The organism is Pseudomonadota bacterium (genome assembly GCA_030860485.1).
GTDB lineage: Bacteria > Pseudomonadota > Gammaproteobacteria > JACCXJ01 > JACCXJ01 > JACCXJ01.
Genome location: JALZID010000377.1, coordinates 1 through 13821, shown reverse-complemented (window position 1 = coordinate 13821; position 13821 = coordinate 1). Strand labels below are relative to the sequence as shown.

14 protein-coding genes are annotated in these 13821 nt (G+C 62.2%); 10 read left to right on the top strand and 4 right to left on the bottom strand.

Going from position 1 to position 13821, the window contains the following annotated elements; genetic code table 11:
- Window positions 1-5 precede the first annotated feature (5 nt).
- The 3 genes from M3461_23125 to M3461_23115 form a co-directional block, all read right to left on the bottom strand.
- Window positions 6-635 carry a hypothetical protein gene (locus M3461_23125; GenBank protein MDQ3777033.1) on the bottom strand — a complete coding sequence of 210 codons (630 nt, stop codon included), beginning with the start codon at window positions 633-635 and terminating at the stop codon, window positions 6-8.
- A gap of 906 nt (window positions 636-1541) precedes the next feature.
- Window positions 1542-1931 (bottom strand): hypothetical protein, encoded by a 390-nt coding sequence (locus M3461_23120; GenBank protein ID MDQ3777032.1) that lies wholly within the window; start codon window positions 1929-1931, stop codon window positions 1542-1544.
- A 121-nt stretch (window positions 1932-2052) separates the two neighbouring features.
- Window positions 2053-2934 (bottom strand): alpha/beta hydrolase, encoded by an 882-nt coding sequence (locus M3461_23115; GenBank protein MDQ3777031.1) that lies wholly within the window; start codon window positions 2932-2934, stop codon window positions 2053-2055.
- A gap of 91 nt (window positions 2935-3025) precedes the next feature.
- Here M3461_23115 and M3461_23110 point away from each other — a divergent pair, with 91 nt between their 5' ends.
- From M3461_23110 to M3461_23065, 10 genes are all read left to right on the top strand, one after another.
- Window positions 3026-4195: a glycerate kinase gene (locus M3461_23110; protein ID MDQ3777030.1), complete on the top strand. Its 1170-nt coding sequence runs from the start codon at window positions 3026-3028 to the stop codon at window positions 4193-4195.
- Window positions 4196-4422: 227 nt separating this feature from the next.
- Window positions 4423-4599, top strand: a complete 177-nt coding sequence (locus tag M3461_23105; protein MDQ3777029.1) for a DUF1674 domain-containing protein — start codon at window positions 4423-4425, stop codon at window positions 4597-4599.
- A gap of 206 nt (window positions 4600-4805) precedes the next feature.
- The gene (gene sdhC, locus M3461_23100) at window positions 4806-5204 is read left to right on the top strand and encodes a succinate dehydrogenase, cytochrome b556 subunit (protein MDQ3777028.1); all 399 of its coding nucleotides are present in this window, start codon (window positions 4806-4808) and stop codon (window positions 5202-5204) included.
- On the top strand, window positions 5201-5632 hold the full coding sequence (sdhD, locus tag M3461_23095) for a succinate dehydrogenase, hydrophobic membrane anchor protein (protein ID MDQ3777027.1): 432 nt from the start codon (window positions 5201-5203) through the stop codon (window positions 5630-5632). The genes sdhC and sdhD overlap by 4 nt, the downstream gene beginning before the upstream one ends.
- Complete coding sequence (sdhA, locus tag M3461_23090) at window positions 5629-7422, top strand: succinate dehydrogenase flavoprotein subunit (GenBank protein ID MDQ3777026.1); 1794 nt, start codon at window positions 5629-5631, stop codon at window positions 7420-7422. Before sdhD ends, sdhA begins: the two co-directional genes overlap by 4 nt.
- Window positions 7423-7457: 35 nt before the next feature.
- On the top strand, window positions 7458-8237 hold the full coding sequence (locus tag M3461_23085) for a succinate dehydrogenase iron-sulfur subunit (protein ID MDQ3777025.1): 780 nt from the start codon (window positions 7458-7460) through the stop codon (window positions 8235-8237).
- Between the two features lie 153 nt (window positions 8238-8390).
- Entirely contained in the window at window positions 8391-8678 is a 288-nt protein-coding gene (locus M3461_23080) for a succinate dehydrogenase assembly factor 2 (GenBank protein ID MDQ3777024.1), read from the top strand.
- A gap of 986 nt (window positions 8679-9664) precedes the next feature.
- Window positions 9665-10090, top strand: coding sequence for a hypothetical protein (locus M3461_23075; protein MDQ3777023.1), 426 nt, complete (start codon window positions 9665-9667; stop codon window positions 10088-10090).
- A gap of 158 nt (window positions 10091-10248) precedes the next feature.
- The gene (locus M3461_23070) at window positions 10249-10800 is read left to right on the top strand and encodes a hypothetical protein (GenBank protein MDQ3777022.1); all 552 of its coding nucleotides are present in this window, start codon (window positions 10249-10251) and stop codon (window positions 10798-10800) included.
- 473 nt (window positions 10801-11273) lie between these two features.
- Window positions 11274-11804: a serine protease gene (locus tag M3461_23065; GenBank protein ID MDQ3777021.1), complete on the top strand. Its 531-nt coding sequence runs from the start codon at window positions 11274-11276 to the stop codon at window positions 11802-11804.
- A gap of 1470 nt (window positions 11805-13274) precedes the next feature.
- On the opposite strand, the gene M3461_23060 is transcribed toward M3461_23065, so the two are convergent.
- Window positions 13275-13442 (bottom strand): hypothetical protein, encoded by a 168-nt coding sequence (locus M3461_23060; GenBank protein ID MDQ3777020.1) that lies wholly within the window; start codon window positions 13440-13442, stop codon window positions 13275-13277.
- Window positions 13443-13821 lie beyond the last annotated feature (379 nt).

Here is a 13821-nt window from a genome sequence, read left to right as displayed (position 1 = left end):
ATCTGCTACCCTTGGTGCGTGCTGGTGTTCCGTTCGTTGACGGTGCTCAAATCGAACGCCGTCAAGACGAAGACAATCGGAAGGAAGCCGCCTGACCATGCTTTCCACAACTCTTGACAATATCTCTTGTAGACTGGCACCACCGGACAGTGCCGACACCGGTGTTTGCAACCGCGGCTCGCCTCCACATAGCCGGCCGTCCGCCGATCTCCGTTCGGCAACTGCAAATAGGCATACCGATCGAGGCCGGGAAGTCCTCCGCGATCGGGGATGACGAAATCCTGCCGGGCGAGCGAGATGCGCGGCTCCGGCTGCTCGCCCGGCATCGCTTCCACGCCGCACTCGAGGCGTTGCGCCAGGGCGGTGAGTCCTTCTTCGAACTCGCCGCCCAATACAGTCTGGACGCCTAGGTGTCGCAAGTAGACCTCGTTCATCGGCACATAGAGCCCGTAGGCGGCGATATGCGCGCCGGGGTTCAAGCCTCGCACCTTAGGGATCATCCGCGCCGCCAGGCGGGTGGCAGTGTGCATCGGAACGTAAAAGGCGATGAGGTCGGCTCCGCGAAATACCTCTTCATCGAGACACTCCACGTCGAGGTCCAGTGTCTTCACGAAGGCACCCCGTTGCCGCAGCATTGCGGCTGGCTCGGCTAGGCCGAAGGGTTGATGGCCTAGCTCATAGGTAGAGACCAACAACACTTGCGTGGGGCGCTTAGCTTCGACGGCTCGGGCCTTCCACCCGTGGGGCGGGCAGCCTGCTCGCCCACACGCACTCGCCGTGCGGTAAAACGACCTTCAAGGTCACCAATCTAGAGGGCAAGGAACGTAAGGTTTTGCAAGACGGCGCGCCTTTTAAAGAATGGAAGGCCACCGGCGAGGGTGAAATAGAGGTCACAACGAACGGTACGGAGAGACTCTATGCAACCCTGACCGTAAGCCTAGACGTTCTAGACTAACTAGTCAAGAACCTTGGAGAGGATACGGAAACTGCTAAGGAGATCAATACTGTGTCGAAGGGCGAGGGTTTGTGGTGTACCCCTGTGATGGGCGACTGCGGGCACCTTGTGCACGTATTGACACTTCTTCCACGGGTGATCGGGATAGAGTTTTCAGGGCTCAGTCGCAGTAAAGATGACAGTCGGCGGCGCATCGGCGGGAGCGGCCTCATGTCGGACTCGATGAAGGGCTGACTGCGTCGCGTAGGCCGGTTTGGCGGGGCACCGAGTTTCTCGGTCCGGTCATCCGCGCACCCAAGGGTAGGTTCGGTGTACGATCGGCGACCTCGCGGGAATCGCTATCCTATCCCCAGTGGAGCGAACTTCGGGCGAATATCGTACGCGGTGCTTGGGTTTAGGCTCGCCCGAGCGGCCTGTCGCCACGCTTCGAAAAGCGCTTGATTAACGGGGCCCTGGTGGGCTCGAGGTGCAGGAAGATCGAAGCCGGGCGCGGCCAAGGTCGAGGACTGGGAAACGGTGCTTTGCGATCTCACGTTCGAGTAATACTCTTCGAGCCGGCCCTTCGAGCCGGTCCGTGGCCGCGTCGTCACGAGGACCGGCGCGTGTCCCGCTCGAACCAGTTGTCGCGGTAGTAATGCCGCCCGCGCAGGAGGGCCCAGGCGGAGCAGGCCAGATAGGCAAAAGGGAACAACGCCCCGAACTGCTCCGTTTGCCGCACGTGAACGCGCTCATGCGCTCGCGTTCGCTCGAGGCAATCCGCATCACGGCCGAGCACGACGTGCCCGAGCGTCATCGCGTGGGCGTGCACGGGCGTCACGCTCAAGAGCAGGCGAGCAAACCCCCCGTGACATTCGAGGACGCCGGTGTGCGTCCGTGCCCGCCCGCCGGAGAAGAGCGACAAGGCCACGGCCAAGAGCCCGAAGAGCGTCACCGGCGAGGCCCAGAGATAGCGCCACACACGGCCTGCCATTCTCATCAGCCCTTGCGCCTGGCATCTGCCATGCGCTCGCCTCGTCCTGCAACTGCCGACACCTAGGCTAGGAATCGCGGCGACCGTGGGGGAATTGGACCGCACGGGTCACCGCACCGGCCGGTTGTCATCCTCCGCCGGTCAACGTGCCCAGGATCTCGTCCATGTGCTCGACGGGGAGCGAGAAGTGTCCCTCGGCGGGCAGGAACCGCATGCGCGAGCGTGGCAGCGCCGCCGCTTGATGGCGGCTGTGCTCCGGCGGGACCACGAGGTCATCCTCGCCGTGCCATAGGTCGATCGGGATCGCGATGTCCTGCAAGCGAAAACCCCAGGGCCGGGCCAAGAGCCTGAGGTCCTGCAAGGCACCGCCCGGGCCCTGGCGCATGGACTCGCGCAGCGAGGCGATGAGGGGCGCGCGGATCTCGGGGCGCCGTAATACCCGGCTGTCCGCCATCGGGGCGGCGGCGACGACTAGCCGGTGCGTGAGTCCCGGGCAGAAGCGCATGAAGTTTCCGACCAGCGCGCCATGCACGGGCCACAGGAGCCAGGGGGCCTGGCGCGCCAAGCGGAAGGCGAGCCGCGCATGCCAGCGCATGCCGGCCACGGCCCAGTCTTCATACACCGGCCCGAGTCCTCCGACGACCCCGACCGCGCAGAGAAGCGCGGGGATCTGAAAGGCGCAGGCCAAGGCATAAGGGCCGCCGGCCGAGACCCCGAGCACCCCGAAACGCCCGATCCCGAGTTGCAGCGCCAGTGCGGCGACATCGTGCCCAAAGGACCTGAGGCTACGTAGCGGTGCGGGGTCGGACAGCCCGAAGCCGGGTCGGTCCACGGACACCACGTGGACCCCGCGCCGGCGCGCCACCGGGTCCAGGAACGCCGCTTCCAATCGGGAGGCCGGCAGCCCGTGAAAATAGAAGAGCCGGTGTCCGCCCCTCCGGCCATACTCCGCGTAACCGAGCCGGCGCCCATCCGGGAGATCTATCGCGTGCTTCTGGGTCCCGACCAAAGTCCGCCTCCCCGTAACCCCCTAGAGTTTAATCATGGCCGGTCTGCTCTGCTACAATCACCGCGTCTTGCACGTGACGAGAAAACTCCTAATGAAGATCGTCATAGCCCCCGATTCGTTCAAAGAGAATCTCACGTCCCTCGAAGTCGCCGCCGCTCTAGAGCGAGGCATCAAGCGCGTGCGCCCGCGCGCCAGGTGCATCAAGGTCCCGATGGCCGACGGCGGCGAGGGGACCGTCCAGTCGCTCGTCGATGCCACCGGCGGCAAGATCATCAAGAAGCGCGTCGTGGGACCGCTCGGGGAGCCGGTCACCGCACGCTACGGCATTCTGGGCGACGGGACGACGGCCGCCATCGAGATGGCCGAGGCCTCCGGGCTGCCGCTGGTCCCACCGGAGCGGCGCGACCCCTTGCGGGCCACGACCTACGGCACGGGCGAGTTGATCCTGGATGCCATCGAGCGCGGGGTTTCCGCCATCATCATCGGCATCGGAGGCTCGGCCACGGTGGATGGCGGCACCGGCATGGCCCAGGCACTCGGCGTCTCTTTCCTGGGTGGCAACGGGCGGGCGATTGGCGAACCGGTTGGCGGCGGCCTCCTAGAGCGCATCAGCGAGATCGACATGCACGGGCTGGATCCGCGCGTCCGCAAGACGCGCATCACCATCGCCTGCGACGTCGAGAACCCCTTGTGCGGTCCGCGGGGCGCGGCCAGGGTGTTCGGCCCGCAGAAGGGCGCCACCCCCGAGATGGTCGAGATCCTCGACAGGAACCTGCGCCATCTCGGGGCCCTCATCAAGCGCGACCTCGGCATCGACGTGATGCGCGTCGCCGGTGGCGGCGCCGCCGGGGGCCTGGGCGCCGGGCTCATCGCCTTCGCAAAGGCCAAGCTCAAACGCGGCGTGGATCTGGTCAGCGACGCAGTCGATCTCGCCAAGCACCTGCGCGGCGCCGATCTCGTCATCACGGGCGAGGGTCAGGTCGATTTTCAGACGGCCTTTGGCAAGACGCCGTCGGGAGTCGCCAAGGCCGCTCGCAGGCTCAAGATCCCCGTGGTCGCCATCGGCGGCGGCCTGGCGGATGACGCGCGCGGCGTGTTCGAGCACGGGATCGATGCACTAGAGGCCGGCGCGGCCCGAGACATGGACCTGGCCGAGGCGCTGCGCCTGTCGCGCGGACACCTGGAGAACGCCGGCGAACGCGTGATGCGGCTCATCGTGATCGGCGAGCGCATGGCGGCCAAGCGCCGCAGGGACTTGTGATCACGCAAGGCCTGTTCACGCAAGGCCTGACCTCCTGGCGCGAATCCCCCGGAGACGCGCATCGCGACGCCCTCCCACAGAGCGCCACGCTCAGGCCGGGGCAGACCGGAACCTTGCATTCGGCCGTGCCAGGCAAGATACTAACCGGATGATAGACAAGGGCGCCGGCGTTCTGGGGAGAAGACGACGGCGCGGGGAGGGAAAGTCGAGTGCAACCGCCTAGGACCATGGGCGAGACGTCCGTCGTGCAGGCGCTGGATCGATCTCCGGAGCCGCCGGTGCACGAACCCGACGGGGCGCGTCCGCCCGAGGCCCAGCTTGTACCGGAGATCGGCGGGCCCCAGCGACCCGAGCCGACCCGCTTTGGGGATTGGGAACGGCGCGGCCGCTGCATCGATTTTTGACTCCGTTTCGATAGAAGGTCGAATCGGTCGGTTGCCGGAGGGTGGCGTGTGGCCTTACCGAGCATGGTACCGGTGCGAAGGGCCCCACCAGCCATTCAATCGGGGAAAAAACAGGCAATCGGAGCAACAGGGGACTGCAGCAGAGCGCCCGCCGGCGCCGCGGCCCCACCGCAGAATGAAGGTCATGGCGGGGATCGCTGACCGGTATGGCGGCTAGAAACACACCCTTATCGCCGCATCTGCAGATCTACCGGATGCCGGTGGCTGCCCTCCTATCCATCACCCACCGCGCCACCGGGGTGTTCCTGACGCTCGGGACCGTGGTACTCGTCTATTGGCTCGTGGCCGTCGCCCGTGGGCCCGAGGCCTATGCCGGGCTGCAAGAGACCCTGGGCTCATGGGTTGGCATCATCTGCCTCTTCCTGTGGTCATTCGCGCTCTATTTTCACCTCTGCAACGGCATCCGCCACCTGTTCTGGGATGCCGGCTACGGCTTCGACATGAAGACCGTGGACGCCTCGGGTCAGGCGGCCCTGGTCGCGACGGCCATCCTGACCGCCATCACCTGGCTCCTGGCCTTTATTTACTCGGGGGCCCAGGCGTGAACCTCCCACGCCTAGGGATCAGGGGCCTGCCCATCTACAAAATAATCAATATCGGGGGCCTCTACGGTCGCCTGCGCGCGCTTCGGACCAAAAGTCCGGCCTTGCACCACTGGTGGTGGCAGCGCATCACGGCGGTGGTGCTAGTGCCCCTGAGCCTGTGGTTCGCCGCTTCCCTGATCACGATGGTCGGTGCCGGGCACGCCGCCGCTGCCGCATGGGTCGGGTCGCCCGGTGTGGCCTTGCTGCTCGTCGTGTTCATCCTGGCCCTGTGCTATCACGCCTATCTGGGGGTCGAGGTGGTCATGGACGACTATGTCCACATCGAGTGGGTCAAAGCGAAGGGTGTCCTTGCGGTCCAGGTGGTCCTGGGCCTCCTGGCGGTCGTCGGCGTGCTGGCGGTGTTGTGGGTGCTCGCGGGCCTCGGATGACGCAGCCGGCCTATCCCTTGATCCGGCACGCGCACGATGTCGTGGTCGTGGGCGCCGGCGGCGCCGGCCTCAGGGCGACCTTCGGGATGGCAGAGGAGGGGCTTACCACCGCCTGCATCAGCAAGGTCTTTCCGACCCGCAGCCACACCGTCGCGGCCCAAGGGGGGATGAGCGCGGCGCTCGGCAACATGGGGCCCGACGACTGGCGCTGGCACATGTACGACACCGTCAAGGGCTCCGACTGGCTGGGCGATCAGGACGCGATAGAATACATGTGCCGGGAGGCGGTGCCGGCGGTCATCGAGCTGGAGCACTACGGCGTGCCGTTCTCGCGCACCGAGGACGGGAAGATCTACCAGCGGCCGTTCGGCGGCATGACCACGGAGTTCGGCAAGGGCATCGCCCAGCGCACCTGCGCGGCCGCCGATCGGACCGGCCATGCCATCCTGCATACCCTGTATCAGCAGGCGCTGAAGCACCGCGCCGAGTTCTTCGTCGAGTACTTCGCCCTCGACCTCTTGATGGACGAGGACGGGGCGTGCCGCGGGGTCCTGGCCTGGAACCTGGCGGACGGGGGCCTGCACGAGTTCCGGGCCCATGCCGTGGTGCTTGCGACCGGGGGGTACGGCCGGGTCTATTTCTCCTGCACCTCGGCTCACACGTGCACCGGCGACGGCAGCGCCATGGCGCTCAGGGCCGGTCTGCCCTTGCAGGACATGGAGTTCATCCAGTTCCACCCGACCGGGATCTATGGCGCCGGCTGTCTCATCACCGAGGGCTCGCGTGGCGAAGGGGGTTACCTCACCAACTCCCAGGGGGAGCGCTTCATGGAGCGCTACGCCCCGAACGCCAAGGACCTCGCCTCGCGCGACGTGGTGAGCCGTTCGATGACCGTCGAGATCCGCGAGGGCCGGGGGGTGGGTCCCGGACACGACCACATCCACCTGCACCTGGAGCATCTGGGTCCCGAGGTCATCCGCGAGCGCCTGCCGGGGATCGAGGAATCGGCGCGCATTTTCGCCGGGGTCGATGTCACCAAGGAGCCGATCCCGGTGATCCCGACCGCCCACTACAACATGGGCGGGGTCCCGACCAACCACCACGGCCAGGCCGTCACCCTGAAGGACGGCGACCCCGACGCGATCGTGCCGGGGCTCATGGCCATCGGCGAGGCCGCCTGTGTCTCCGTACACGGCGCCAACCGGCTGGGGTCGAACTCGCTACTGGACCTCATCGTCTTCGGCCGCGCCGCCGCCAAGCACTGCGCCGCCCACCTCCCCCCGGGCACGCCTCATCCGCCCCTGCCCGAGCGTGTCACGGATCCGCTCCTCTCGCACTTCGACCGCCTGCGTCACGCGCGCGGCTCGCGACCGACGGCACACATCCGCCTCGACATGCAGCGCATCATGCAAGACCACGCGGCGGTGTTTCGTACCGCGGAGCTGCTTCAAGAGGGGATCACGAAGTTGCGGGCGGTCTGGGATTCCTTTGCCGACGTGCAAGTATCCGATCGCTCCCTCATCTGGAACACCGATCTCGTCGAGACCCTGGAGCTGGAAAACCTCCTGGCCCAGGCCGTGGTCAGCATTCATGCCGCCGGGAACCGCACCGAGAGCCGTGGGGCACACGCGCGCGAGGACTACCCGAACCGCGACGATGAAAACTGGCTCAAACACACCTTGACCTGGATCGACCAGAACGGCGAGGTGCGTTTCGGCTATCGTCCGGTGCATCTCTACACATTGAGCGGCGAGGTCGAGGTGATCGCGCCCAAACCACGTGTGTATTAACCAAGGATATACTAGGCCAAGGATATACTAGAACCATGTCCGGTCTCCGCCTCTCCCTGTCCTCCGGCGTCCGCAAGGGCAAGACCTTCGCGCCTGGCAACGGGGCCGCCACCAAGAAGCCCATTCAGGTCTACCGCTACGACCCGGACGCCGGCGAGCCCCCGCGCCTCGACACCTATGAGATCGACCTCGAGAAATGCGGGCCCATGGTGCTCGACGCGCTCATCTACATCAAGAACGACATCGATCCGACTTTGACCTTCCGCCGCTCCTGCCGGGAGGGGGTGTGCGGCTCCTGCGCGATGAACATCGAGGGCACCAACACGCTGGCCTGCACCAAGGCCATCGCCGAGGTGGATGAGGCCGTGGCGGTGTATCCGCTGCCTCACCTGCCGGTGGTCAAGGATCTCGTCTCCGATCTCACCCAGTTCTACGCCCAGTACGCCTCGATCCGCCCGTGGCTCGAGACCGATACGCCGGCACCGGAACGCGAGCGGCTGCAGGGTAAGGCCGATCGCGCCAAGCTCGACGGGCTCTACGAGTGCATCCTGTGCGCGTGCTGCTCGACGAGCTGTCCGAGCTACTGGTGGAACGGAGAACGCTATCTCGGGCCTGCCACCCTCTTGCAGGCCTACCGCTGGATCGTGGACAGCCGCGACGGCGCGACCGAGGAGCGCCTCGACCAGCTCGACGATGCCTTCCGCCTATATCGCTGCCACACCATCATGAATTGCTCGAAGACCTGCCCCAAGGGCCTGAACCCCGCCAAGGCCATCGGCGAGATCAAGAAGCTGCTCGCGGCCCGGAGCCTATAGATCTCGTTTGCATTACTGGCGGCGGTCATAAATCGCCTCCTTGGATCCACTCTCCCTCCGAGCCCTCCGGGAGAGTGCTAGGGTGAGGGGATCAAAAATGCGATTCGTGACCGTGGATGGTAAAGATCCGCGGTTTGTATCGATCCGGTGCTCATGGACCAAGGGGAACAAAACCGAGAGCCGACGCTCGCCCAGCTCCTCTGGCGCTCCCGGCGCGGCACCCGCGAGCTGGACCTGATCCTCATGGGCTTCCTCTCGGCCGGCTACGATCTCACGCCGCAAGACTGCCGCACCTACGCCAGACTGCTCGATACCCCGGATCCCGAGCTCATGACCTGGCTACTCGGCCAGGCAATCCCGGACGATCCCGAGATCGCCGGGCTCGTACAAGCGATCCGGACCCAATCCTTGCCCGCGAAGGCGAGCAAGCTCGTCACGTGAGCGCCCAGATCACCCACGACATATCACGAGTGCGCCGTCTCCGCTCGACTAGAACTGGCATCGAGAAGGCAATCCCGTGTGTCGGGTGGGCGACCCACAGGGACATAGGGCGCATTCCCGTCACCGCGATCCGCCGAATGAGACACCGGCGGAACCGGCTATCGGCATTCCGCCCTGTCATGGGCTCCCCTCAAATGATAGGTCGGGCTCGAAAAGCATTAAAGCAGAAACAGCAAAGGCTTTGTAGCCCGCATCGACGGTAAAGACGGCAGATAGCCCATGGGCTCTCATCAAACGCCATGAGAGAACCGCCATGCGGATTGGTGAGGTGGGTGGCTGCACCCAGCCAGAACACCGGGGTCCCGTCAGCAGCGTCGCTGCGACTCTTCAGCGCTTCACGGGGAACCCATCGCCGCTTGTCTCCGGGGCTCGGCGGTGAGATACTTCAGGCGCCTTGGTCTATACAGGCGCTGCAGCCGACGCCATGGATCGCCGTCGTCTTGTCCGGCGCGGCTGATCTTTTTTCGTTGGGCGACTCGCAAAGAGGACATTTTCCTATGAAAGATACTGTGAAAGATTTGTGGTCCGACAAGCTTGTAACCATTGCGCTTGCAGGCGTCGGCACTGTTGGTCTTTGGCCACCATCAAGCCTCTCACTAGGCTTCTCTGTGCCGCCGTTCTACTTCTGGCGATCGCGATCCCGCTTCTAGGCTGCTACGCCTTTACTCTTGAGTGCGTTGAACGTAAAGGAATTGCAGCTAGCACCAAGGTGAAGACCATCCGGACTTGGTATACCGTTGCAATAGGCGTCGGCGGTTGGTCTATGGGCTTTGGCGCTCTTACATGCATTGTCTGGTCGCTTTCGACTATGGCAGGTTGGATGTTTATTGGATCATCCTTACTAGCTGTTCTCACTAGCGCAATCTTTTCGCTGAAGCTAGACAAGCTGCACGCCGCCTCTCGAAGCCACAACTCCGACTAAAATGATGAGCCACATTGAATCGTTCAATAGATGCACGGCACTGATCTTCGCCGAGCTATATCGTTCATTTCCGTTTAGAAAACATATCTCATCGAATTCCTTGCCGGAAGGTTTCTTCAGTGACATTTCCGAAGAGGATTTCGAAGGAGCGTTTGACCGATTAATGGTTTTTGAGAACACTGGAAAATGGCTGGTGGAGGCTGGTTACATTTGGGCGGAGCAGGTCACAGAATCTACTATTCACGGGGCCATTCTTTCCCCTAAAGGCCTTGAGGCACTGAAGGCTATGCCAGATTCAATATCTATGGAGCAGACTTTGGGAGAGCGAATGGGGGAATTAGTACAACAAGGTTCTTACAGTCTACTTTCAAAAGTCGTAGATACAGCGCTTTCAATCGGAGTCGCAATTGCAGCAGGAACAACGATTTAACAATCACGTCAACACGGACGAAATAAAGCGTCGGTCGCTTTCGTTCCTGCCACTTTATTCCGCCGGTTAGGCGAAGCGTTAGGGCTCACATGCAATTGTCCTCAGCATCACGCGTTGCAGCTAGCGACCTCGGCTATATCGTCAGAGACGTGCGAGCAGTGAAGATCTTCTACGCCTTCCACGGGAGAAACGCCTGGTGGTCTACATGGATCACGAGCTACGCGGAAGGTTGCATGCACGCAGCATGGGACTCTGCGCGCGAATATTGCGAAAAGCGGCGTGTTCAGGGCACGGTCTTTTACGCGAACGAATTGCCCGCGCTGGCATTCATTGCAGAAGACCGCGCGCTTATTGTCAGTCAGATAAACAGCAGCGATATTCTCAGCCAACTGAACTTCAAGCTACTCACCAAAGTAACAACTCTAATCCCATTCGCAACAATGACCTTCCAACAGCTAACCCATATCTTTAAGGCGAGCAGTTCGTTCTGGCCAGAGTCTTTTCCACGAAAAGACTCCGTCATTCAGGTCTACTGCAACGAGGCAAGCCAGCTAAGCGGCCTCTCGAATTCTGACACGCTGCTTCACAAGACATCCAATGCCGTTGGCGTTAACTATTACCTGAAGTGGGCAGAGAAGCCCTCCGAGATCACCTCTGGAACAGTCATATCTTTGGTGAATGCGCTCAAAGGAAGGCTTGGTGAGCCCTAACCAATAAGGATTGAGGCGACCTGAAAGGTCGCTTCCATCCGTTGTTCAAGAAGCCCGGAGGGGGCGAGACACGCTATATATACATATATGGGGAATGCTTCCGGCAGTGCAGACCGGGGTAACGCGACAGTGGTTGGGGAGGATGGGGGAAACGAGCCGTCGGCGAGTTCAGCCAGTCTACAACGGGAGATGTGTAGGTTCAAAGCGGGGGGTGGCGCGTGGCGGGCATGCCAGAGGCGGACTGCGGCGCCACGAGGCAACGGCTGAGGCTACCTGCGGTTGCAAAAGCTGGGTGGTGGCAGAGAAGTCCACAGGCGGCCGCAGCCAGTGCTGCGGCCCAGACCCTCGGACTGCATGGATTGTGAGGGGCTATGGTGGCGAAGCTTCTTGAACCGTGCGCTGCAGCCGAGCCGTGGATCGCCGTCGCTTTTCCAAGCCCTCTTGTCCGGCGCGACTGATCTTGTTTCGTTGGGGTGCTGTTGGTCATGCCGAACCCGATTCCGAGCCCTCTTGGCGGTGAAGCCGATCTCAACACCTGGGACTTCGAGGCGGGCAACGGCCCCCTTCCGAACCCCATGGGACATACTTTCCCGCTGCTAAAGCACGACGCTGAGGGCCAGTGGCGCCTCATCGGAACGGGGTTCTACATTAGCAACGAGGGATTGTTCGTCACCGCGAAGCACGTGATCGACGATCTCTTCGAAGGCGACCGCCAGATCGCGTCTCTGGCTATCATGCATCCGCGCTCCGAAAGCGGGCTATTCGGGGCTCAGGAGTATCTGATACGCCGGATAATACAATGCTGGCTCGGGGACATCGCCGACATCGCGCTGGGTGTCGCGGCTCGCGCAACGAACAACCTCACTCGCGGAATGCTCTCCCATTGGAGTTGGCCGCTGACTTGGTCAGTTCCATCAGTGGGCACCGCCGCTGCCACGTATGCCTTTCCCCGTTCACCCAATCGGGCAGACGGACGGCGGCCAAACTATTTCCTTTCGGCCTGAACTTTACCCAGGGCCCGTCCAAGAGGTCCGTGACTTCCGCGACCGCGTGGATTCCCTTCCCCTACCCGCAAGTGGACTTCCGTATCCACGGCGGTGCCAGCGGCGGTCCCATCGCAGCTACAGAAGGTGCCGTGATGGGAGTCAACTGCACGGAGAACGCACCGGATGGGCCAGGCATCGGCGCTCACATTCGGTGTCTCCAGGATGCGTTCATTTATGACGCAGTGTTGTTTGGTGAGACCGCACCCCGTCGCGTTACATTCGCTGAGTTCGTGGCGGCAGGCGTAGTAACGGCAAGAGACTTCGTCTCAGGTGCAATCTCGTCTCAGCCAGGCCGTGTGGTTCGGCTCGATGCGCCGATCACTGCACGCGGACCGCGCTTAGAGCTGACCATGCACTTCTGAGCGATGGGCGTAAACAGTGCCCTAACTAATAAGGATTGAGACGACCCGCAGGGTCGTGCTCAATCCGATGTTCAAGAAGCCCGGACGGGGGCGAGACGCAATATATATGGGGAATGCTTCCGGCAGTGCAGACCGTGGCAGCGCGACGGTGGTTGGAAGGATGGAGGAAACGAGCCGTCGGCGAGTTCAGCCAATCTACAACAGGCGATCTGTAGGTTCAAAGCGGGGGGTGGCGCGTGGCGGGCATGCCAGAGGCGTACTGCGGCGCCACGAGAACGGCTGAGGGCTACCTGCGGTTGCAAAAGCTGGGAGGTGGCAGAAGTCCACAGGCGGCCGCAGCCAGTGCCGTGGCCGCGGACCCTCGGACTGCATGGATTGAGGGGCTACGGTGGCGAAGCGACCCTGCCGCGTAGCGGCTTACTTGAACATGGCGGTGCGGGCGGATTGAACTCGACTGTACATACCTTTCTGCCGTACGAAGACGCTGACGCTCAGGCGGAGGCTGAGCGCCTGCACGAGGAACTCGTGTCGGGCGGCTTAGTCGACGACCTTCCGGCGTGGGGAAAGATTTGGGTAAGAGCAGGGAAAGTCATATGCGCGATGCCCCTACACCCGATTGATCAATTCAACACTCCGCCACTGTTGTTTATCGATGAGACGCTGGACAACAAGCACAACCTGTTCTTCGTAGGCGCGTTGGTGTTTCGGTCGTTATCGGCGATTATTGCGACTGCACGGCATATCCAGAACTTGGTCGTGCTTGCCCGAGATCATAAGGGCTTTTGGTTACCTAATCACGAGCCTCCAAGACTGCATCTTCGTGAGTTGAACCACCCTGCGGCGAGGCTTAAAACTCCATGGAAGCACGTACCTCGTCGGGACATCGAGCTGCTTTTCAGAACATTCGTTCCTTCCATTAGAGAACTCGCTGGACTTAAGCTGATATCGCCTATACACCTCAATAGCCTTCGTAAGGTCTTGTCCAGGACGTCTCCTGACACCGTAGACACCCAGCTTCAGCAATTATCTATCCCAGCTCGCATCGATAATGCTTCGCACTATGCTCTCAGACGCGCATCTGGTCGTTGATCAGCTCGAGATCATCGCGGACCATGACCACACACCAGTTAGGCTTGGCAAAGGGCGACGCCAGGCAACGCTCCATCTCGTCGACGGACTTCTCGGAGGCATGGGAGATCTTCCGACAAAGCCGCGGCTCATCTGGAACGACCACGCACGCTATAAGTCAAAGTTCCCCACAGGGTTCTCTTGGCACACATTGGAGTTTGACGGCTTTCCTATACGCCCACTTGTTGAAGCTGTCGGCCTTCAATTCGCAGACATCTACCTCGGCATTTGGCGAATCACCAATGCCGAGGGGCGTCCCTACCTTGGAATCACGTCTGACGATCTCGGTGTTCAGACGATCTCGAACATGACGTGGGCTCATGTAGCGGACAATAGAGGGGCAGACCACGATTAAATAGGGTGAAGATCTTTTATAACGACGATGGATCAATAGGTTAGAGTGGAAAAGCTTGGAAGAGAGGGCGCTCCGTGGTATGTATGGGTTTCGGAAGGTCATACGTCCCACAAAGGAGGCCCTCTCATGA